At 70.6% G+C, this 21,619-nt stretch carries 16 protein-coding genes; 8 read left to right on the top strand and 8 right to left on the bottom strand.

Annotated elements, in window-relative coordinates; genetic code table 11:
• Positions 1-11: 11 nt before the first annotated feature.
• Entirely contained in the window at positions 12-1,304 is a 1,293-nt protein-coding gene (locus ADK55_RS25965; protein ID WP_053682219.1) for an NYN domain-containing protein, read from the bottom strand.
• A 211-nt stretch (positions 1,305-1,515) separates the two neighbouring features.
• Between ADK55_RS25965 and ADK55_RS39290 the strand changes: the two genes are divergently transcribed.
• Positions 1,516-1,686 carry a hypothetical protein gene (locus ADK55_RS39290; protein ID WP_199826626.1) on the top strand — a complete coding sequence of 57 codons (171 nt, stop codon included), beginning with the start codon at positions 1,516-1,518 and terminating at the stop codon, positions 1,684-1,686.
• A gap of 182 nt (positions 1,687-1,868) precedes the next feature.
• Here the strand turns inward: ADK55_RS39290 and dnaE are convergent, their stop codons facing one another.
• A complete protein-coding gene (gene dnaE, locus ADK55_RS25970) occupies positions 1,869-5,411 on the bottom strand; it encodes a DNA polymerase III subunit alpha (RefSeq protein ID WP_053682220.1) in 3,543 nt (1,180 codons plus the stop codon).
• Between the two features lie 169 nt (positions 5,412-5,580).
• On the opposite strand from dnaE, the gene ADK55_RS25975 reads away from it, so the two are divergent.
• From ADK55_RS25975 to ADK55_RS25995, 5 genes are all read left to right on the top strand, one after another.
• Positions 5,581-6,906: a DUF2252 domain-containing protein gene (locus ADK55_RS25975; protein WP_053682221.1), complete on the top strand. Its 1,326-nt coding sequence runs from the start codon at positions 5,581-5,583 to the stop codon at positions 6,904-6,906.
• A gap of 62 nt (positions 6,907-6,968) precedes the next feature.
• Positions 6,969-7,658 (top strand): hypothetical protein, encoded by a 690-nt coding sequence (locus ADK55_RS25980; RefSeq protein ID WP_053682222.1) that lies wholly within the window; start codon positions 6,969-6,971, stop codon positions 7,656-7,658.
• A 46-nt stretch (positions 7,659-7,704) separates the two neighbouring features.
• Entirely contained in the window at positions 7,705-8,499 is a 795-nt protein-coding gene (locus ADK55_RS25985; protein ID WP_053682223.1) for a DsbA family protein, read from the top strand.
• Between the two features lie 118 nt (positions 8,500-8,617).
• Positions 8,618-10,279, top strand: a complete 1,662-nt coding sequence (locus ADK55_RS25990) for an alkaline phosphatase D family protein (RefSeq protein WP_053682224.1) — start codon at positions 8,618-8,620, stop codon at positions 10,277-10,279.
• Between the two features lie 177 nt (positions 10,280-10,456).
• Entirely contained in the window at positions 10,457-11,455 is a 999-nt protein-coding gene (locus ADK55_RS25995; RefSeq protein WP_053682225.1) for a zinc metalloprotease, read from the top strand.
• 63 nt (positions 11,456-11,518) lie between these two features.
• Here ADK55_RS25995 and ADK55_RS26000 read toward each other — a convergent pair whose 3' ends face one another.
• Positions 11,519-12,088, bottom strand: coding sequence for a dienelactone hydrolase family protein (locus tag ADK55_RS26000; RefSeq protein ID WP_053682226.1), 570 nt, complete (start codon positions 12,086-12,088; stop codon positions 11,519-11,521).
• 56 nt (positions 12,089-12,144) lie between these two features.
• On the opposite strand from ADK55_RS26000, the gene ADK55_RS26005 reads away from it, so the two are divergent.
• Positions 12,145-13,194: a mechanosensitive ion channel family protein gene (locus ADK55_RS26005; RefSeq protein WP_053682227.1), complete on the top strand. Its 1,050-nt coding sequence runs from the start codon at positions 12,145-12,147 to the stop codon at positions 13,192-13,194.
• Here ADK55_RS26005 and ADK55_RS26010 read toward each other — a convergent pair.
• From ADK55_RS26010 to ADK55_RS26030, 5 genes are all read right to left on the bottom strand, one after another.
• Positions 13,191-14,783 (bottom strand): Na+/H+ antiporter, encoded by a 1,593-nt coding sequence (locus ADK55_RS26010; RefSeq protein ID WP_053682228.1) that lies wholly within the window; start codon positions 14,781-14,783, stop codon positions 13,191-13,193. The genes ADK55_RS26005 and ADK55_RS26010 overlap by 4 nt on opposite strands.
• Before the next feature lie 117 nt (positions 14,784-14,900).
• On the bottom strand, positions 14,901-15,365 hold the full coding sequence (locus ADK55_RS26015; protein WP_053682229.1) for a GNAT family N-acetyltransferase: 465 nt from the start codon (positions 15,363-15,365) through the stop codon (positions 14,901-14,903).
• Complete coding sequence (locus ADK55_RS26020) at positions 15,362-16,303, bottom strand: RluA family pseudouridine synthase (RefSeq protein WP_053682230.1); 942 nt, start codon at positions 16,301-16,303, stop codon at positions 15,362-15,364. The genes ADK55_RS26015 and ADK55_RS26020 overlap by 4 nt, the downstream gene beginning before the upstream one ends.
• A gap of 53 nt (positions 16,304-16,356) precedes the next feature.
• On the bottom strand, positions 16,357-16,917 hold the full coding sequence (gene lspA / locus ADK55_RS26025) for a signal peptidase II (RefSeq protein ID WP_053682231.1): 561 nt from the start codon (positions 16,915-16,917) through the stop codon (positions 16,357-16,359).
• 108 nt (positions 16,918-17,025) lie between these two features.
• Positions 17,026-17,817 carry a TraR/DksA family transcriptional regulator gene (locus tag ADK55_RS26030; protein WP_053682232.1) on the bottom strand — a complete coding sequence of 264 codons (792 nt, stop codon included), beginning with the start codon at positions 17,815-17,817 and terminating at the stop codon, positions 17,026-17,028.
• Between the two features lie 572 nt (positions 17,818-18,389).
• Between ADK55_RS26030 and ileS the strand changes: the two genes are divergently transcribed.
• Entirely contained in the window at positions 18,390-21,536 is a 3,147-nt protein-coding gene (gene ileS, locus ADK55_RS26035; RefSeq protein ID WP_053682239.1) for an isoleucine--tRNA ligase, read from the top strand.
• The last annotated feature ends 83 nt before the right edge of the window (positions 21,537-21,619 follow it).

The raw sequence follows: 21,619 nt of genomic DNA on the forward strand, positions 1-21,619 counted from the left end.
GGCTTCCGCCCTCACTCGGCCGCCGGGGGCGTCGGCGACCCCGGCGGCGCGGGCACCGCGAAGGGCGGACCGGCCACGTGTTCGGCGGCCGCCCGGACGTCGATCTCCCGCCAGAAGCCGGCCCGGATGGCGTAGCGGTCGTGCTCGTCGATCTGGTCGTCCTTGTGCGCGAGGAGTCCGAAGCGGGCGGCGTAACGCAGCAGCTCACCGTCGATGCGGTGCGGGATCCGGGGGTACATGGTGGCCAGTTTCTGGAGGTGGACGCTCTCGGGGAGCCGTTCCATCCAGCGTCGGGCGAAGACCTGGCCGACCTCGAAGGGGTCGCCGCCGACGGTGGTGATGTCCTCCTCGCGGTCGGCCCAGCGCTGCTCGGCGGAGGTGAGTTGGGCGAGGGTGGGCAGCGAGGCGGTCTCGGCGGGTTCCCCGAGCGGTCCCGCCCGGTCGACCCAGCCCTTGTCGGAGGACCAGCGCAGGGCGCTGCCGGCGGGGGCGGCCGACTGGCCGTTGTGGGTGGCGGGGGCGGCGGCCCCGGGGGCGCGCAGGGCGGCCAGGTCCTTGGGCGTGGGAACGGGCCGGGCGCCCTCGGTGACGGGCGGTACGGGCGCGCCGCGCTCGGCGGCGTCCGCCGGGGTGGTGGAGGCGCCGTTGCGGGCGGCCTCGGCCAGGGCCGCCTCGGGCAGCGGCGCGGAGAGGATCGCGGCGATCTCCGGGCGTGGCGCGGGGGCCGGGGAGCACAGGCCGGCGAGGTCCTTGGCGCGGACGGCGCGGGTGATCCAGGCGCGGTCCAGGACCCGGCGTTCGTCGGCCTCGGCGACGAGGTCCTCGGACTGGTTGTAGTCCCCGTCGGCGGCTTGGACGGCCCACAGGTGGACGGCGACCCCGTGTTCCTTGGCGGACATCAGGCCGGGCAGCAGATCGCCGTCGCCGGTCACCAGGACCACGTCGGAACAGGCGCGGTTGCGGGCCAGCTCGGTGAGCTCGGCGTGCATGGCCGCGTCCACGCCCTTCTGGGCCCAGCGGCCGTCGCTGCGGGTCAGCGCACCGAGCCGTACGGTGACCCGGGGCATCACGCGCAGCCTGCGGTGTTCGGGCTGGGGCACCCGGTCGGGCGCGCCGTCGAACCAGTAGATCCGCAGCAGGGGTTGTTCGGTGTCCGCCTCCGCGCGTTCGCGCAGGCCCTGGATGAGGGCGGCGTGGTCGACGGTGATGCGGGAGCGGGAGGGCTCCCCTGCGAGAAGGCTCGCGGCGGCGCCCAGCAGATAGCCGGCGTCCACCAGGACGACGCAGCGGTCCACGCGTTCCACCCTCTTCCGTGGGGGTCCTCTGGATATTCCCCGAGTCTGCCCGACCGCAAGGACGTTGACGGCCGGAACTCGATCATCGGCGTGGCGTATCTCCCGGCGACCGGAAGACGGGGCACCGACTACGCGCAGTAATGATCCAAAATGCGCGCTTTGTGGTGCTGTGTGAGTGTGAAGGCGGCCCTGGCCCCTACACCCCCCACGGAGGCTTCCCATGGCCAAGAACAAGAACCGCCAGCAGCCCGCCAAGCCCCAGGACCGCTCGTCGGCGCAGGATCCGGGCAAGAGCTCGATGGAATCCACGCCCGAGCCCTCGCCGTCGTCCGCGCCGAGTCCGATGCACATGGCCGGCAAGCGCAAGGAAAAGAAGTTCGGCCACAACTGACACCACCGACACCACCGACCCGACCGACGACCGCCACGACCCGCGTCGCGTCGGCCGGACAGGACGAAGGGCGCGCCCGGTTTCCCCGGGCGCGCCCTTCCTCGTTCTCGTGCGCGGCATCGTTCTCGTGCGCGGCGTGCCGCCGCGGCGTCTCGTACGCGGCGTGCCGCCGCCAGCAGCGACTAGCCGGCCAGGCAGGACGGGCCGAGCAGCACCTTGAGGTCGCCGAACAGCGCCGGGTCGGGCTTGACGCGGTGCTTGTCGAGGCGGAGCACGGTCGTGGTGCGCGGCCCCTGGAGCTTGATCCGCACCTCGGTGTTGCCGTGGTGGTGGCGCAGGATCTCGCCCAGACGGGTCACCATCGGCGGGGTCACCTTGACCGTCGGGATGGTGAGGACGACGGGCGCGTTGGTGCCGGCCGAGGAGAGGTCGGGGACCATCATCTCCATCGCCACGAGCCGCGGGACGTCCTCGCGCTTGTCGAGGCGGCCCTTGACGAAGACGACCGTGTCCTCGACCAGCTGGGTGGAGACGAGCTGGTAGGTGGCCGGGAAGAACATGCACTCGATGGAGCCGGCGAGGTCCTCGACGGTGGCGATGGCCCAGGCGTTGCCCTGCTTGGTCATCTTGCGCTGGAGGCCCGAGATGATGCCGCCGATGGTGACGACCGCGCCGTCGGAGTGCTCGCCGCCGGTGAGCTGGGAGATGCCCGCGTCCGTCTTGTCGGAGAGGACGTGTTCCAGGCCGAAGAGCGGGTGGTCGGAGACGTAGAGGCCGAGCATCTCGCGTTCCTGGGCGAGCAGGTAGGACTTCTCCCACTCCACGTCGGAGAACTCGACGTCGAGTCCGAAGCCCGGCTCGTCGCTCGCGCCCTCGTCGCCCATGCCGCCGAAGAGGTCGAACTGTCCCTCGGCCTCCTTGCGCTTCACCGCGACCACGTTGTCGATCATCGGTTCGTGGTGGGCGACCAGGCCCTTGCGCGTGTGGCCCATCTCGTCGAAGGCGCCGGCCTTGATCAGCGACTCGACGGTCCGCTTGTTGCAGACGACGGCCTCGACCTTGTCCAGGAAGTCGGGGAAGGTCGAGTACTTCCCCTTGGCCTTCCTCGTCTTGATGATCGAGTCGACGACGTTGTTGCCGACGTTGCGGACGGCGGTGAGGCCGAAGAGGATCACGTCGTCGCCCTGGGCGGCGAAGTTCGGCTCGGACTCGTTCACGTTCGGCGGGAGCACCTTGATGCCCATGCGCCGGCACTCGTTCAGGTAGATCGCGGACTTGTCCTTGTCGTCCTTGACCGAGGTGAGCAGGCCCGCCATGTACTCGGCGGGGAAGTTCGCCTTGAGGTAGGCGGTCCAGTAGGAGACCAGTCCGTACGCGGCCGAGTGGGCCTTGTTGAAGGCGTAGCCGGCGAAGGGGACCAGGACGTCCCACAGGGCCTGGATCGCCTTGTCGTTGTACCCGTTCTTGCGGGCGCCCTCCTGGAAGATGGTGAAGTTCTTCGCCAGCTCCTCGGGCTTCTTCTTGCCCATCACGCGGCGCAGGATGTCGGCCTCGCCGAGCGAGTAGCCGGCGATGATCTGCGCGGCCTTCTGCACCTGCTCCTGGTACACGATCAGGCCGTAGGTGACCGCGAGCACCTCTTCGAGGGGCTTCTCCAGGTCCGGGTGGATCGGGGTGATCTCCTGCTGCTTGTTCTTGCGCAGGGCGTAGTTCGTGTGCGAGTTCATGCCCATCGGGCCCGGCCGGTACAGGGCCGAGACGGCGGAGATGTCCTCGAAGTTGTCGGGCTTCATCAGGCGCAGCAGGGAGCGCATGGGGCCGCCGTCGAACTGGAAGACGCCGAGGGTGTCACCGCGGCCGAGCAGTTCGAAGGTCTTGGGGTCGTCGAGCGGGAGGCCGAGGAGATCGATGTCGATCCCCTTGTTGGCCTTCACCATCTTGACGGCGTCGTCCATGATCGTGAGGTTGCGCAGGCCGAGGAAGTCCATCTTCAGCAGGCCGAGCGACTCGCAGCTCGGATAGTCCCACTGGGTGATGGTGACGCCGTCGGTGTGCCGCACCCAGACGGGCACGTGGTCGGTGATCGTCTCGCTGGACATGATCACGCCGGCGGCGTGCACGCCCATCTGCCGGACCAGGCCCTCCACACCGCGGGCGGTGTCGATGACCTTCTTCACGTCGGGCTCGTTCTCGTACATCCCGCGGATCTCGCCGGCCTCGCCGTAGCGCGGGTGCGTCGGGTCGAGGATGCCGGAGAGCGGGATGCCCTTGCCGAGGACGTCGGCGGGCATGGCCTTGGTGAGCCGGTCGCCCATGGCGTACGGGTAGCCGAGGACGCGGGCGGAGTCCTTGATCGCGTTCTTGGCCTTGATGGTGCCGTAGGTACCGATCATGGCGACCTTGTCGGCGCCGTACTTCTCGGTGACGTACCTGATCACTTCGACGCGCCTGCGCTCGTCGAAGTCGATGTCGACATCGGGCATGGAGACGCGCTCGGGGTTCAGGAAGCGCTCGAAGATCAGACCGTGGGTGAGCGGGTCGAGGTCGGTGATGCCCATGGCGTACGCGACGATCGAGCCGGCCGCGGAGCCTCGTCCCGGGCCGACCGCGATGCCCTGGTTCTTGGCCCACATGATGAAGTCGGCGACCACGAGGAAGTAGCCGGGGAAGCCCATCGAGATGATCGTGTCCATCTCGTACTCGGCCTGCTTCATCCGGTCGTCCGGAATGCCTCCCGGGTAGCGGCGGTCCATGCCGCGCATGGTCTCCTCGCGGAACCAGGTGACCTCGGTGTAGCCGTCCGGGATGTCGAACTTCGGCATCAGGTTCCGGAACTGGAACATGCCCTCGGTGTCGACCTGCTCCGCGACCAGCCGGGTGTTGGCGCAGCCTTCCTGCCAGGCGTCCGAGGAGTCGATGGCGTACATCTCCTCCGTGGACTTCAGGTAGTAGCCGGTGCCGTCGAAGCGGAAGCGGTCCGGGTCGGAGAGGTTCTTGCCGGTCTGGATGCAGAGCAGGGCGTCGTGGGCGGTCGCCTCGGCGGCGTAGGTGTAGTGCGAGTCGTTCGTGACCAGCGGCGGGATGCCGAGCTTCTTGCCGATCTCCAGCAGTCCGTCGCGGACCCGGCGCTCGATCTCGATGCCGTGGTCCATCAGCTCCAGGAAGTACCGCTCCTTGCCGAAGATGTCCTGGTACTCGGAGGCGGCCTTGAGGGCCTCGTCGAACTGGCCGAGGCGCAGTCGGGTCTGGAGTTCGCCGGAGGGGCAGCCCGTGGAGGCGATCAGCCCCTCGGACCACTTGGAGATGGTCTCCTTGTCCATCCGGGGCCACTTCGTGAGCCAGCCCTCGGCGTACGCGTCGGAGGACAGCCGGAAGAGGTTGTTCAGGCCGGTCGCGTTCGCCGCCCAGATCGTCTTGTGCGTGTATCCACCCGAACCGGACACGTCGTCGCGCTTCTGGTGCGGTTGCCCCCACTGGATCCTGCGCTTGTTGCGGCGGGACTCCGGCGCGACGTACGCCTCGATGCCGATGATCGGGGTGACCCCGGCCTTCTTCGCGGTGTGGAAGAAGTCATAGGCGCCGTGCAGGTTGCCGTGATCGGACATGGCGATGTGCGACATGCCCATCTCGTTGCACGCGTTGAACATGTCCTTCAGCCGCGCGGCACCGTCCAGCAGCGAATACTGGGTGTGGACGTGCAGGTGCGTGAACGGCGCCTTGGTCACGGTGGAGTCCTCCGGGCGGGAGTGAGGGGGGCAGCCTCGAAGTCTACGTCTCCCGAGTGACAGAAAACGGGCACCGACGGGTACGGTCATCCGTTGCAGACCCAGGGACGGTGTCCGATTCCACACCTTCCGCACGCGATCGATCCAGCGCCACCAGGAGGCACCCGCCATGGCGGTTCCCGAGACGACGAACGAGCAGCGCGCCGAGCAGATACTCGATGTGTTCGACACCGCCTTCGGTGAGCTCCTCGCCGCCGACCCCGCTGCCTTCCAGGTGAAGTTCCGCAAGATGGCGGCGTCCGCGTTCGCCTTCTACCGGGGGACGGCCTGCCTCTTCTACGCCGACCTGGAGCGCGACCGGCACGGCGGCCCGTACCTGGACGAGCGGACCGGCCGGGTGTGGATCCACGGCGATCTGCACGCCGAGAACTTCGGCACGTACATGGACTCCAACGGCCGCCTCGTCTTCAACGTCAACGACTTCGACGAGGCCTACGTCGGCCCGTTCACCTGGGACCTGAAGCGCTTCGCCGCCTCCGTCGCCCTGATCGGCTACACCAAGGCGCTCAGCGACGAGCAGATCAGCGGGCTCGTGCGGATCTACGCGGCCGCCTACCGGGAGCGGATCCACGCCCTGGCCACCGGCGCCAAGCACGAGGAGGTCCCCTCCTTCACCCTGGACACCGCCGACGGCCCGCTGCTGGCCGCCCTGCGCGCCGCCCGCGCGCGGACCCGCTTCTCGCTCCTCGACTCGATGACGGAGATCCGGGACTACGAGCGCCGCTTCACGGCGGGCCCCGGCACCATCGAGCTGGACGCGGCCACCCGGTACAAGGTGCTGGCCGCCTTCGACGGGTACCTGGAGACCCTGCCGGAGGAGTCCCTGGTGCGCCCGGACTCCTACCGGGTCAAGGACGTGGTGGGCCGGCGCGGCGTCGGGATCGGCTCGGCCGGCCTGCCCTCGTACAACATCCTGCTGGAGGGGCACAGCGACGCCCTGGAGAACGACGTCGTGATCTACCTCAAGCAGGCGCAGACCCCGGCGGTGTCCCGGCACATCACCGAGCGGTCGGTGCGGGACTACTTCCAGCACGAGGGACACCGCACGGTGATCTCGCAGCGGGCCCTCCAGGCGCACGCCGACCCGTGGCTGGGTTGGACGGAGCTGGACGGCTCCGGGCAGCTGGTGGCGGAGGTCTCCCCGTACGCGGTGGACCTGGACTGGTCGGACCTGGACGACCCCGAGGAGATCGCGGCGGTGGTCGCCGACCTGGGTCGGGCCACGGCGACGATGCACGCGGCGGCGGACGCGGCGGAGAGCGGCCAGTCCCTGGTGCCCTTCTCCACGGAGCGGGCCATCGACGCGGCCATCGCCGCCGACGAGGTCGGCTTCCCGGAGCTGCTGGTCGACTTCGCCCACGCCTACGGGGCCCGGGCGCGCGCCGACCACCAGATCTTCGTCGACCTGTTCCGCAACGGCCGGATCACGTCGTAGCGGGCGGGCCGTCGGGAACCCGGGGCCTCCGATTCACAGGGAGTCGTGAAAGACTCGCGGCGATGGACATATCAGGGGCAGGACTCCGGGGGCTGCGAGCCGCGCTGTTCAGCGCGTTCGTCGTGCTGCTCTCCGCGGGCTCGCACGTCCTCATGTCCCGGGTGCCGTTGCCGCCCGCGCTGGTGGTCGGCTCCTTCGCGGGGGTGTTCGCCCTGGCGTTCGCGCTGGCCGGCCGGGAGCGCGGCTTCGGCCCGATCGCCGGGTTGCTGGTGCCGCTGGAGCTGGCGGCCGACACCGTCTTCACCGCCGGGCAGCACCTCTGTTACGGCCCCGCGGGCGGCCCGGTCGCCGGTCCGCTGCGGGCGCTGGGCCTGGACGAACTGTGCGGGGGCACCCCGGTGGGCGGGCAGCTGGCCGGCGTGCCCGGCTCCGTGACCGACGCGGGAGCGCTGTCCGCGGCGGCGGGGCCCTGGACGCCCTGGCTGCTGCTGGGCGGGCACGTCGCGGTCGGGATGCTGGCCGCCGCGTGGCTGCGGTACGGCGAGCGGGCGCTGGGCCGGCTGCTGCGGGCCGTGGCCGCCTTCGCCTTCCGTCCGCTGCTGTTGGCGGTGACCTCCGTCGCGGCGGTCGCCGGTCCGGCACGCCGGCGGGCATGCCCGCCCGGGCCGGGCTCGGGTGCCCGTACCCGGTTCCCGGCACATTCCGTGGGGCGGCGGGGACCGCCCGTGCGCGGGACGCTCGCGAGCGTCTGACACGCGTACGGCAATCCCCCCTCTTCCACACCCCACGGAGATCACGATGAGTTCACGCAACAGCCAGGCGAACAAGGCGGCGGCCCGCGATCGACTGCGCGTCGAGCGCGAGAAGCAGGCCAAGAAGGACAAGGCGCGCCGGCAGCTGATCGTCGCCGGCGCGGTGGTGGCCACGTTGGCCCTGGCCGGCGGTGTCGGCTACGCGGTCGTGCAGGCCAACCAGCCCGACCACTGGGAGAAGGCCGCCTCGGCGGAGCTGGTCAAGCCCAAGAACACCTCGGGCGACAACGGCACCACGGTCGTCATCGGCAAGCCCGAGGCGAAGAAGACCCTGGACCTGTACGAGGACTCGCGCTGCCCGGCGTGCGCCGCGTTCGAGCAGACCAGCGGCGAGCAGATCAAGAAGGACGTGGACGCGGGCAAGTTCAAGCTCCGCTACTTCGGCGCGACCTTCATCGACAACGCCGCCCAGGGCGAGGGTTCGAAGAACGCGCTGAGCGCGCTGGGCGCGGCGCTGAACGTCAGCCCGGACGCCTTCCTCGCGTACAAGGGGGCGCTCTACTCCAAGGACCTGCACCCCGAGGAGACCGTCGACAGCTTCGCCAAGGACGACTACCTGATCAAGGTCGCGGACACGGTCCCGGCGCTCAAGGGCAACGCCGAGTTCAAGAAGGCCGTCGAGGACGGCACCTATGACCGGTGGGCGCTGGAGATGTCGAAGGTCTTCAACAAGTCCGAGGTGAAGGGCACGCCGACGCTGATGATGGACGGCAAGAAGATCGAGACTCCCTCGACGGCGGAGGCGTACACCGCGGCGATCGAGAAGGCTCTCGCGGGCTGACCCTCCCCGGTCCCGGCAACGGGCGGACGAGAACGGGCGGACGAACTCCTGGAGTTCGTCCGCCCGTTGCCTTTCCATGTCTGTACCGACGGTATACCGGTCAGTAATATGACCGCCCGTGACCAGTCAACTCTCCTCTTCCCCCGCCGCGACAAACCCGCGCCGCCGTACGGTGGTTCTGGGCGCCGCGGCCGCGGCCGCGCTCGCGCCGATCGCCACGCTGGGCCTCTCGCCCGCCCACGCGGCCGAGACCGCCCCCGCCTTCCCGCACGGCATCGCCTCCGGCGACCCGCTGCCCGACGGGGTCCTGCTGTGGACCCGCGTCACCCCCTCCCCCGAGGCCGTCCCCGGCTCCGGCCTCGGCCCTGCCACCGCGGTGGGCTGGGAGGTCGCCGAGGACCGCAACTTCGCCCGGGTCGTGGCGAGCGGCGCCGTCACGGCGACCGCCGCGTCCGACCACACGGTCAAGGTGGACGTGCGCGGCCTGCGCCCGCACACCCCGTACTGGTACCGCTTCACGGCGGGGGCGACCGTCTCCGCGATCGGGCGCACCCTGACCGCCCCGCCCGTCGACGCGGCGACGCCGGGGATCCGCTTCGGCGTGGTCTCCTGCGCGAACTGGGAGTCCGGGTACTTCTCCGCGTACCGGCACCTGGCGGCCCGCACCGACCTGGACGCGGTTCTGCACCTGGGCGACTACGTGTACGAGTACGCCTCCGGGGCCTATCCCGAGGCGAAGTACGTCGTGCGCCCGCACCAGCCGCGCCACGAGATCGTCTCGTTGGCCGACTACCGGACCCGGCACGGCACGTACAAGACCGACGCGGACCTCCAGGCGCTGCACGCGGCGCACCCCGTCGTCGCGATATGGGACGACCACGAGTTCGCCAACGACGCCTGGTCCGGCGGCGCCGAGAACCACACCCCCGGCGCCGAGGGCGACTGGGCGGCCCGTGCGGCCGCCGCGAAGCAGGCGTACTTCGAGTGGATGCCGGTGCGCGCCTCCATAGCCGGCACCGTCTACCGGCGGCTGCGCTTCGGCAGTCTCGTCGACCTGCACCTGCTGGACCTGCGGACCTTCCGCTCGCAGCAGGTCAAGGTGGGCAGCGGCGCGGTGGACGACCCGGAGCGCACCATCACCGGGCGGGCGCAGTTGGACTGGCTCAAGTCGGGGCTGGCGAACTCGAACGCCACCTGGAAGCTGGTCGGCACCTCGGTGATGATCTCGCCGGTGGCCTTCGGCTCACTGCCCGCGCACCTGCTCAAGCCCCTCACGAAGCTGTTGGGCCTGCCCGAGGGCGGTCTCACGATCAGCACGGACCAGTGGGACGGCTACACGGACGACCGCAAGGAACTCCTGGGCCACCTGAAGGACCGCGGCATCAAGAACACGGTCTTCCTGACCGGTGACATCCACATGGCGTGGGCGAACGACGTCCCGGTGAACATGGCGACGTATCCGGGCTCGGGCACGGCGGCGACCGAGTTCGTGGTGACGTCGGTGACCTCCGACAACATCGACGACATCCTGCACGTGCCGGCGGACACCGCCTCGTTGGTCGCCGAGGCGGCCATCAAGGCCGCCAACTGGCACGTGAAGTGGCTGGACATGGACTCTCACGGGTACGGCGTCCTGGACGTGACGGGCGAGCGCTCACAGATGGACTACTTCGTGGTCTCGGACAAGCGAAGGCAGGACGCGCGCTCCACGTGGGCCCGTTCGTACCGCACCCTGAACGGGACGCAGAAGGTCGAGCGGGCCGACCGCCCGGTTTCCTGACATTCCATCAATTTTGCTGCTCAGAGGGGCGCTTGGTTCACACCAGGCGCCCCTTTCGTCTCTCACGCAACAAATCTTTAACCGCCGAGATCTTGCCATCCTTATGACATGCCCACGTAAGCTCGCGCCGGCGTGAGGAAGTCCCTCACCCCCCACCACGCTTCGCGAGGAGTACACGTGCGCGCTCTCGCCCGCATATCCCCCCTTCTCCGCCGCCGCATCACGGGTACGGCCCTGTTGGCCGGAACCCTGGCGTTCGCCCCGCTGACGGCCCCCACCTCCGTCGCCGCGGCGCCCACCGCCAAGACCCCGGCGCAGGCCTGTCTCGAACAGGCCGGCGGCACCGCCGCCAACGCCCGGGTCGCGCGCCCGCGCGACCACCAGGCCGCCGACCCGAACGAGGTGACGGACGCCCAGGTCAAGGCCATGGACGCCGACCTCAAGAGAAGACTCGGTCAGTCGACCCCGCAGCAGCTCGACGGCATGCGTGCCCGGGTCGCCGCCACCACGACCATCCCGGTCTACGTGCACGTCATCCACTCCGGTGCGACCGGAAAGCTGACCGCCGCGCAGATCAACAGCCAGCTCGCCGTCCTCAACTCGGCCTACGCCGGCCAGGGCAGCGGCAACGTCAACTCCGGCTTCCAGTTCTCGCTGGCCGGGACCGACTACACCGACAACGCGACCTGGTACAACGTCTCGGACGGCACCACCGCCGAGAAGAACATGAAGAACGCCCTGCGCAAGGGCGGCAAGAACGCCCTGAACCTCTACACCGCCAACCTCGGCGGCGGGCTCCTCGGCTGGGCCACCTTCCCGAGCTCCTACGCCTCCCAGCCCAAGATGGACGGCGTGGTCATCCTCAACAGCTCGATCCCCGGCGGCTCCTCCGCCAACTACAACCAGGGCGACACCGCCACCCACGAGGTCGGCCACTGGCTCGGCCTTTACCACACCTTCCAGGGCGGCTGCTCGGGCAGCGGCGACTCGGTCTCCGACACCCCGGCCGAGGCGAGCGCCGCGTTCGAGTGCCCGACCGGCCGCGACACCTGCGGTGCGAGCGGAGCGGACCCGATCCACAACTTCATGGACTACACGTACGACTCCTGCATGTACCAGTTCACGAGCGGCCAGGTGTCGCGCATGAAGAGCATGTGGACGGCCTACCGGGCCTGACGCACGTGACAGGGGCCCGGCCGGGCGTCCATCCGGCCGGGCCCCTTCGCGCGCACCCGCCCCCTACAGCCCGTCGAGGAAGGACAGCGCGACCTTCCAGGTCTGCTCGGCGGCCTCCGCGTCGTAGTCGTCGAGATCGGGATCGGTGAACAGGTGCCCGGCGCCCGGGTAGCCGTGGACCTCCACGTCCGCCCCGGCCCGGCGCATCCCCAGGTACCAGGCGGTCAGCCAGTCGTGCGGCTCGAAGGGGTCCGGGTCCGCCACGTGCAGCTGCACCGGCAGGTCGTCCGCCGAGGCGTCGTCGTCCAGGTCGGACGTACCGTGCAGGAGGAGCAGCCCGCGCGCCTTCTCGTCGTGCAGGGCCAGGTGCTGCGCCACGGAGGCGCCGAAGGAGAACCCCGCGTAGACCAGGCCCCGGTCCGAGTAGGGGGCGGCGGCCAGGATCGCGCGCTTGAGCAGTTCGTCACGGCCGATCTCGTCCCGGTGAGCCATGCCCTCCTCGACGTTCCCGAACGTGCGCCCCTCGAACAGGTCGGGCACGTGGACCTCGTGCCCCGCCGCGCGCAGCCGGTCGGCCGCCGCGTGCACTGCGGGCCGCAGCCCGTACGTCGAATGGAAGAGCATGATGTTCATATCCCCATCGTGCCAGTTTCCCGGGTCCCCTTCCGGTTAGGTTCACGGGCATGGATATGGAGAACGTCCTGCGCCCCGTCGTGGTCATCGGCGGCGCGGTGGTCCTCACGCTCGTCGCCGCCTGGCTGCTTGACCTGCTGCTCCGCCGGGCCGACGCCCGCCACGGCGAGACACCCCTGTGGGGGCTGCTACGCCGGTGCGGTCCACCCTTCCGGATCGTCCTGTGCACGGCCCTGCTGAGGGCCGCCTACCCCCAGACCAGGATCCTCACGGATCACCGGGACGGCGTGGGCCGGGCCCTCACCCTGGTGCTGATCGCCTCGACCGCCTGGCTGCTGATCCGGATCGCCACCGCCGTCGTCGACTCGACGTACACGCGCTACGCGGCCGGCGCCGGCGACGCCGCCCGGGTCCGCCGGGTCCGCACCCAGGTCACGCTGATCCAGCGGGTCGTGACCGCGGTGGTCGTCGTCGTGGCCATCGCCTCCATGCTGCTGACCTTCCCCGCGATGCGCACGGTCGGCGCCTCGATGCTGGCGTCCGCGGGCGTCCTCGGCATCGTGGCGGGCATCGCCGCCCAGTCCGCGCTGGGCAACCTCTTCGCCGGCCTCCAGATCGCCTTCGGCGACACCGTCCGCATCGGGGACACCGTGGTCGTGGACAAGGAGTGGGGCACGGTCGAGGAGATCACCCTCACCTTCCTCGTGGTCCGCACCTGGGACGAGCGCCGGATCACGATGCCGGTCTCGTACTTCACCGGCAAGCCGTACGAGAACTGGTCGCGCGGCGGGGCCCAGATGACCGGCACGGTCTTCCTGCACCTGGACCACTCGGCGCCGATCCCGCTGCTGCGCGAGCAGTTGTCGGAGATCCTCAAGGAGACCCCGGAGTGGGACGGTCGCGCGAGCGGCCTGGTCGTCACCGACTCCACCCCGAACACGATCCAGGTCCGGGCCACGGTCACCGCGAAGGACGCCGACGACATCTGGACCGTGCGCTGCGTGGTCCGCGAGCGCCTGATCACCTGGCTGGTGGACCACCACCCGTACGCCCTCCCCCACGTGAACACCGCCGACGCGGTGCAACAGCCCCCGCTCGCCCCCTAAGGACTGCGCAGGCTGCGGACGTCGAGGTGGCGGAGCACCCGGTCCACGATCTCCGGGTCCGAACCCGGTTCGCTGCGCGCCGAAAGCACCTCGTGCCGGGCGGCGGACATCATCTCGCGCTGGATCCGCTGGACGTCCCGGATCCGCTCGACCCGCTTCGCGTACGCCTCCCGCCGTTCCTCGTCGACCATGTCGGGGCTGATCCTGGCGCCCACGTCGTAGGCCCGCCGGTACAGGGTCTCCACCAGGTCCTCGGGGAGGTCCTCCGCCGCCTCGATCTCCTTCAGCCGCTGCTTCGCGGCCTTGGCGGCGCGGATCGCCAGCCGGCGCTCGGTCTCCTTCTCCGCGTCCTCGTCGGCCTCCACCCCCAGCCGGCGCACCAGCCAGGGCAGGGTCAGGCCCTGGCAGACCAGCGTCGCCATGATCACGGCGAAGGCGATGAAGATGATCTGGTCCCGCGCCGGGAAGGGGTCCCCGCCGTCCACCTTCAGCGGGATGGCCAGGGCCAGCGCCACCGAGGCCACGCCGCGCATCCCGGCCCACCACATGACGACGCTCTCCCGCCAGCTCACCGGGATCTCCTCGTCGTAGTCGCGCCGGTTGTGCAGCTTCTTCGCCAGCCAGCCGGCCGGCAACAGCCACGCCAGTCGTACGCCGACCACCACGGCGACCACGATCCCCGCCCAGCCGGCCATCTCTCCCACACGGTCCCCCGCGACGCCGAACACGTGGTGCAGTTCGAGTCCGATCAGGCCGAACGCGACGCCGGTGACCAGCATGTCGACGATCTCCCAGAACGTGTGCCCGGCGAGGCGTCCGAGCACGTCGTCGGCGTCGGTCGCGTACTCGGCGAGGAACAGCGCGGTGGTCAGCACGGCCAGCACGCCCGAGCCCTGGAGTTCCTCGGCGACCACGTACGCCACGAACGGCACCAGCAGCGTCAGCCCGATCTGCAGGGTGACCTCGCCGAGCCTGCCCATGAGCCGGTTCGTGGCCCAGCCGAGCGCGAGCCCCACGGCCACCGCGACCACGGCGGAGAGCACGAACTCCCCGAGCGCGTCGGGCCAGGAGAAGCTGCCGCTGACGGCGGCGGCGATGGCCACGTGGTAGAGCACGATGGCGGTGACGTCGTTGAAGAGCCCCTCGCCCTCCAGGATGGAGACCATGCGGCGCGGCAGCCCGAGCGCGCCGGCGACGGCGGTGGCCGCGACCGGGTCGGGCGGCGCGACGAGCGCGCCGAGCGCGACGGCCGCGGCGATGGGCAGGCCGGGGACGGCGGCGTGCGCGACGGCGGCCACGGCGGCGGTGGTCACGAAGACCAGGGCCACGGCCAGCAGCAGGATGGGGCGCACGTTGGCGGCGAACTGTCGCCAGGAGGTGCGCTGCACGGAGGCGTACAGCAGCGGTGGGAGCACCAGCGGCAGGATGTACTCGGGCGGGATGTCGACGTTCGGCACGGCCGGCACGAGGGCCAGCACCACCCCGCCGATGGTCATCAGCACGGGCGAGGGCAACCCGAGCCGGTCCCCGAGCGGTACGGTCACCACGGCCCCGAGCAACAACACGAAAAACAGAGCAAGCTGGTCCACAGCTCCCAGCCTGCCCCATCCGCCCCCCGAGCCCCGCCAGCCCCGCCGGCTTTCCGGGCGCGGGGTCCGGGGCCGAGCCCCGCGGCGACACCCGACGCCCGGCCGGCACCGGACGACCTACGGCAGACGGCGCCGCATCGACCGGTGCGGGATGCCCGCGTCCTGGAACTCCGGCCCGTAGGCCTCGTATCCGAGCCGCTCGTAGAAGGCGAGGGCGTGGGTCTGCGCGCCCAGGTCGACGGCGGTCAGCCCCAACCTCGCGGCCTCCGCCTCGATCGCACGGACCAGCGCCGCGCCGACGCCCAGTCCGCGCGCGGACTTCGCGACGGCCAGCCGCCCGAGGGAGCCGATCTCCGCGGCGCCCGTCTTGCCGAGCGCCCCCGGCCCGTGCAGCAGCCGGCCGGTGCCCAGCGATTCCCCGTCCGGCCCCTCGGCCAGCACGTGCACGGCCATCGCGTCGTAGGCGTCGTACTCGATCGACTCCGGCACGGACTGTTCGACCACGAACACCTCGGTGCGCACGGCGAAACAGGCCGCCAGGTCGGCGTCGCAGGAGGCCACGCGCACCTGGTACGAGGTCACTCGCTCTCCGCCCGGATCACGTCCAGGGCGTGCTGGAGGTCCGCCGGGTATCCGCTCTCGAACTCCACCCATCGGCCGTCCGACGGGTGCTCGAAACCGAGCCGCACCGCGTGCAGCCACTGCCGGGTCAGCCCCAGTCGCTTCGCGACCGTCGGGTCGGCGCCGTACGTCAGGTCACCGACGCAGGGGTGCCGGTGCGCGGACATGTGCACGCGGATCTGGTGCGTGCGGCCGGTCTCCAGCTTGATGTCCAGCAGGGAGGCCGCGCGGAAGGCCTCGATCAGGTCGTAGTGGGTGACCGAGGGCTTGCCCTCCTGGGTCACGGCCCACTTGTAGTCGGCGCTGGGGTGACGGCCGATGGGCGCGTCGATGGTGCCGCTCATCGGGTCCGGGTGGCCCTGCACCAGCGCGTGGTAGCGCTTGTCGACCACGCGCTCGCGGAACTGGTTCTTCAGCGAGGTGTACGCCCGCTCCGACTTCGCGACGGCCATCAGGCCGGACGTGCCGACGTCGAGCCGGTGCACGACGCCCTGGCGCTCGGAGGCGCCGGACGTCGAGATCCGGTAGCCGGCCGCGGCGAGGCCACCGATGACGGTGGTGCCGGTCCAGCCGGGGCTCGGGTGGGCGGCGACGCCCACCGGCTTCATGATGACGACGATGTCGTCGTCGTCGTGGACGATCTCCATGCCGGGGACCGGTTCGGCCACCAGCTCGACGGGCCGCGGCGGCGCGGGCATCTCGACTTCGAGCCAGGCGCCACCGTGCACGCGCTCGGACTTCCCGACGACACTGCCGTCGACCGACACCTTCCCCGCGGCCGCGAGATCGGCCGCCTTCGTCCGGGAGAACCCGAACATACGGGCGATGGCGGCGTCGACGCGCTCGCCCTCCAGGCCATCGGGAACGGGCAGGGTTCGGATCTCGGGAATCGTACTCACCTGTCGAGTATGCAGGACGGGGCGCGGGAGCCTTCCCGCGAGCCGCCCCGCGATCAGTCCTTGTGGACCGTGCCGTCCGGGTCGAGACCCCTGAACGACAGCAGGACGATCAGGATCCCGCCGCACACGATCGCCGAGTCCGCGAGGTTGAAGACGGCGAAGTGGGCGGGCGCGATGAAGTCGACGACCGCTCCCCGGAAGACCCCCGGCGAACGGAAGATCCGGTCGGTCAGGTTGCCCAACGCCCCGCCCAGCAGCAGGCCCAGCGCAATCGCCCACGGCAGGCTGTAGAGCTTGCGCGCCAGTCGGACGATCACCACGATCACGGTGGCCGCGATGCAGGTGAAGATGATCGTGAAGGCCTCGCCGAAGCCGAAGGCGGCCCCGGGGTTGCGGATCGCCGAGAACTTCAGCAGCTCACCGATGATCTCGATGGGCTGCTCGTGCTCCAGTTTCGCGACGACCAGCATCTTGCTGCCGAGGTCGATCAGGTACGCCAGCGTCGCCACCACCAGCAGTGCCACGATCCGCCGGCGCCCCTTGGGCGCGGTCGATTCGGGCTCGGTGTCGTCCCCGACCTCCGGCGTACCGATGATGCGCTCCGCCTCTGCCACGTGAGTCCCTCGAACTAGCTCGAACCAGGTTCCGGCGAAACCGCCCTGCCAGGTTCCTGGACCCTGACGAGACACGAGGGTACGTCAGGGCGCCCGCCCGCCGCCCGGCTAGTGCCGCCGCTCCTGCCTCTGCTTGCAGTCCACACAGAGCGTGGCGCGCGGAAATGCCTGCATCCGGGCCTTTCCGATGGGCTTTCCGCAGGTCTCGCAGAGCCCGTAGGTGCCCGCCTCCAGCCGTTCCAGCGCGCGTTCCGTCTGCTCCAGCATCAGGCTGGCGTTCGCCGCGAGGGCCAGTTCGGACTCCCGGGTGATGTTCTTGGTGCCGGTGTCCGCCTGGTCGTCCCCCGCGCCGTCACCCGAGTCCCGCATCAGGCCGGAGATGGCCGCGTCGGAGGCCTGGAGCTCGGCCCTCAGGCGCAGCACCTCGCTCTCCAGCTCGGCCCGTGCCTCGGCGACCTCCGCCGGCGTCCAGGGGTCCTCTCCCGGGCGTACGGGGAGCTCTCCGGGGGTGGCGGCCACCGCACCGCCCCGCGCCTTGGGCAGTCCACTGGTGGCGGCAGCGGCCGTCTTCCTGGCCGTGCCGGTGCTCTTCTTGGCGACCACTTTCCGGGCTCCCGTCTCTGACGCGGCATGCGCCGCCCCCTCGGTCGCGGCCCGTTTGGCCGTGACCTTCTTCGCCGTCGACTTCTCGGCGGCGGCCACCTTGGCGGTGGTCGCCGACTTCCTCGCGGATGCCTTTCTCGCGGGCGCCTTCCGCACGGCGGCCGTCTTCTCGGGCGCCGCCTCGGCGGGAGCCGGCGCCGGTGCCCCGACCTCGGTTCCGACCTCGGTTCCGACCTCGGCCCCGACAGCCTTCCCGACAGCCTTCTTGGTAGTCCCGGCGGTCTTCTTCGCCACCATGGCCGCGGCCCCTTCACATACTGTGATCATTGCTCGCGAATCGTGCCGGAACGATAAATCGACGCCGGCCCCGCGGCAACGGGGCGCGCATCCCGCGAGGTCAACCTGCATCCGTTGTGCCCATCCGACGGCCCGGTAATCCGCCCCTCCCGCCCCACCGGAACCGGGACCGGCGCGTCAGCCCATCCGGGTCACTCCGCCCCGCGCCCCGCGGCCCCGCGCCCCGCCCGGAATATCGGTCGGCCGCGCGCGGCGTCGGCCCGTACACTGGGCCCAGCGAGAGGCATGGATGGGGACGAGTAGCGTCGGACGCAGCCAGGAGCGACCCGGGGACGGTGAGAGCCCGGGGGCGAGCGCGATGCGAAGGATCACCCCGGAGCCGCCGGAAGAAAGCCGTCACGATCACGGATCCCGCACGGATCCCCGTACGGGAAGTAGAACCGGCTTCGCACCCCAATGAGGGGGCCATCGGATCCGTCCGACGGCCAAGGAGGGTGGTACCGCGGGAGCGCGTCAAGGCTCTCGTCCCTCCGGACGGAAGTGACATCCCGCCGGAGGAAGAGTTCAGCCTCATGACCACACCGCCGCAGTACCGCCCGGTACCCGCCCAGGTCGACCTGCCCGCCCTCGAACACGCCGTCCTGGAGTTCTGGCGCGAGAGCAAGACCTTCGCCAAGACGCTGGAGCAGTCCGAGGGCCGCCCCGAGTGGGTCTTCTACGAGGGCCCGCCCACCGCGAACGGCATGCCCGGCGCGCACCACATCGAGGCCCGCGTCTTCAAGGACGTCTTCCCCCGTTTCCGCACCATGCGCGGCTACCACGTGGCCCGCAAGGCCGGCTGGGACTGCCACGGCCTGCCCGTCGAGCTCGCGGTCGAGAAGGAACTCGGCTTCAACGGCAAGCAGGACATCGAGGCGTACGGCATCGCCGAGTTCAACTCCAAGTGCCGCGAGTCGGTGACCCGTCACACCGACGCGTTCGCCGAGCTCACGACCCGCATGGGCTACTGGGTCGACCTGGACGACGCCTACCGGACCATGGACCCCGAGTACGTGGAGTCCGTGTGGTGGTCGCTGAAGGAGATCTTCAACAAGGGTCTGCTCACCCAGGACCACCGCGTCGCCCCCTGGTGCCCGCGCTGCGGCACCGGCCTCTCCGACCACGAGCTGGCCCAGGGCTACGAGACGGTCGTCGACCCCTCGGTCTACGTCCGATTCCCGCTGACCTCCGGCCCCCTCGCGGGCGACGCCGCGCTGCTGGTGTGGACGACGACCCCGTGGACCCTGGTGTCCAACACGGCCGTCGCCACGCACCCCGAGGTCACGTACGTCGTCGCCACCAACGGCGAGGAGCGCCTCGTCGTCGCCGAGCCGCTGCTGGAGAAGTCCCTCGGCGAGGGCTGGGAGGCCACCGGCGAGACCTTCACCGGCAAGGAGATGGAGCGCTGGACGTACCGGCGCCCCTTCGACCTCGTCGAGTTCCCGGAGCCCGCCCACTACGTCGTGAACGCCGAGTACGTCACGACCGAGGACGGCACCGGTCTGGTCCACCAGTCCCCCGCCTTCGGCGCCGACGACCTCGCGGTCTGCCGCGCCTACGGCCTGCCGGTCGTGAACCCGGTCCGCCCCGACGGCACCTTCGAGGAGGACGTCCCGCTCGTCGGCGGCGTCTTCTTCAAGAAGGCCGACGAGAAGCTGACCGCCGACCTCGACGCGCGCGGCCTGCTCTTCAAGCACATCGCCTACGAGCACAGCTACCCGCACTGCTGGCGCTGCCACACCGCGCTGCTCTACTACGCGCAGCCGTCCTGGTACATCCGCACCACCGCCGTCAAGGACGCGATGCTGCGGGAGAACGAGAAGACGAACTGGTTCCCGGACTCGGTGAAGCAGGGCCGCTTCGGCGACTGGCTGAACAACAACATCGACTGGGCGCTCTCCCGGAACCGCTACTGGGGCACGCCGCTGCCGATCTGGCGCTGCGAGGAGAACCACCTCACCTGCGTCGGTTCCCGCGCCGAGCTGGGCGAGCTGTCCGGCACCGACCAGTCGGCCCTGGACCCGCACCGCCCGTACATCGACGACATCACCTTCACCTGCACGCACGAGGGCTGCTCCCTCGAAGCCGTGCGCGTCCCGGAGGTCATCGACGCCTGGTACGACTCGGGTTCGATGCCGTTCGCGCAGTGGGGCTACCCGCACAAGAACAAGGAGATCTTCGAGAAGCGCTACCCGGCGCAGTTCATCTCGGAGGCCATCGACCAGACGCGCGGGTGGTTCTACACGCTGATGGCGGTCGGCACCCTCGTCTTCGACAAGTCCTCCTACGAGAACGTGGTCTGCCTGGGGCACATCCTCGCCGAGGACGGCCGCAAGATGTCCAAGCACCTGGGCAACACCCTCGAACCGATCCAGCTGATGGACCAGCACGGCGCGGACGCCGTGCGCTGGTTCATGGCGGCCGGCGGCTCCCCGTGGGCGGCCCGGCGCGTGGGCCACGGCACGATCCAGGAGGTCGTCCGCAAGACGCTCCTCACGTACTGGAACACGGTGGCCTTCCAGGCCCTGTACGCCCGCACGTCGAACTGGGCGCCGTCGGCGGCCGACCCGGCGCCCGCGGACCGCACGGTCCTGGACCGCTGGCTGCTCTCCGAGCTGCACACCCTCACCTCCGAGGTCACGGAGGCGATGGAGTCCTACGACACCCAGCGCGCCGGCAAGCTTCTGTCGTCCTTCGTGGACGACCTGTCGAACTGGTACGTCCGCCGCTCGCGCCGCCGCTTCTGGCAGGGCGACAAGGCGGCCCTGCGCACCCTCCACGACGTGGTGGAGACGGTGACCCGGCTGTTGGCCCCGCTCACCCCCTTCATCACGGAGCGGGTCTGGCAGGACATGGTCGTCCCGGTCACCCCGGACGCCCCGGAGTCCGTCCACCTCTCGACGTGGCCGACCGCGGACACCACCGCGATCGACCCGGAGCTGTCGCGGCAGATGCTGTTGGTCCGCCGCCTGGTGGAGCTGGGCCGCGCGACCCGCGCGGAGTCGGGCGTCAAGACCCGCCAGCCGCTGTCCCGGGCCCTGGTCGGCGCGACCGGTTTCGACGCCCTGACCCCGGAGCTCCGGGCCCAGATCACGGAGGAGCTGAACGTCTCCTCGCTGGCCTCCCTGTCCGAGGTCGGCGGGTCCCTCGTGGACACGACGGCGAAGGCCAACTTCCGTGCGCTCGGCAAGCGGTTCGGCAAGGGCGTGCAGGACGTCGCCAAGGCCGTGGCCGCGGCGGACGCGGCGGGGCTCTCGCTGGCCCTGCGCTCCGGTGAGGCCTCGGTCGAGGTGAACGGCGAGACCGTGACCCTCACCCCGGAGGAGGTCATCATCACCGAGACCCCGCGCGAGGGCTGGTCGGTGGCGTCCGATTCCGGGGCGACCGTCGCCCTGGACCTGGAGATCACCCCGGAGTTGCGGCTGGCGGGCCTGGCCCGCGACGCGATCCGCCTGATCCAGGAGGCCCGGAAGAACTCCGGTCTGGACGTGGCGGACCGGATCGCCCTGCGGTGGTCCTCGGCGGACCCGGAGCTCGTGACGGCCCTGACGGACCACGCGGAGCTCATCGCGGAGGAGGTCCTGGCCACGGACTTCGCGACCGGCGAGGCCGACGCGTCCTACGGCGACCCGTTCACGGACGAGCCCCTCGGCCTGACGTTCCGCCTCCGCAAGGCGTAACCCCACCCCACCCCGACGGCCCGCGCCCCCACCCGGGAGCCGCGGGCCGTCGCCTTTCCCCTCCCCGCCGAACACCCCCAGCC

The sequence above is a fragment of the Streptomyces sp. WM4235 genome (assembly GCF_001279725.1).
GTDB lineage: Bacteria > Actinomycetota > Actinomycetes > Streptomycetales > Streptomycetaceae > Streptomyces.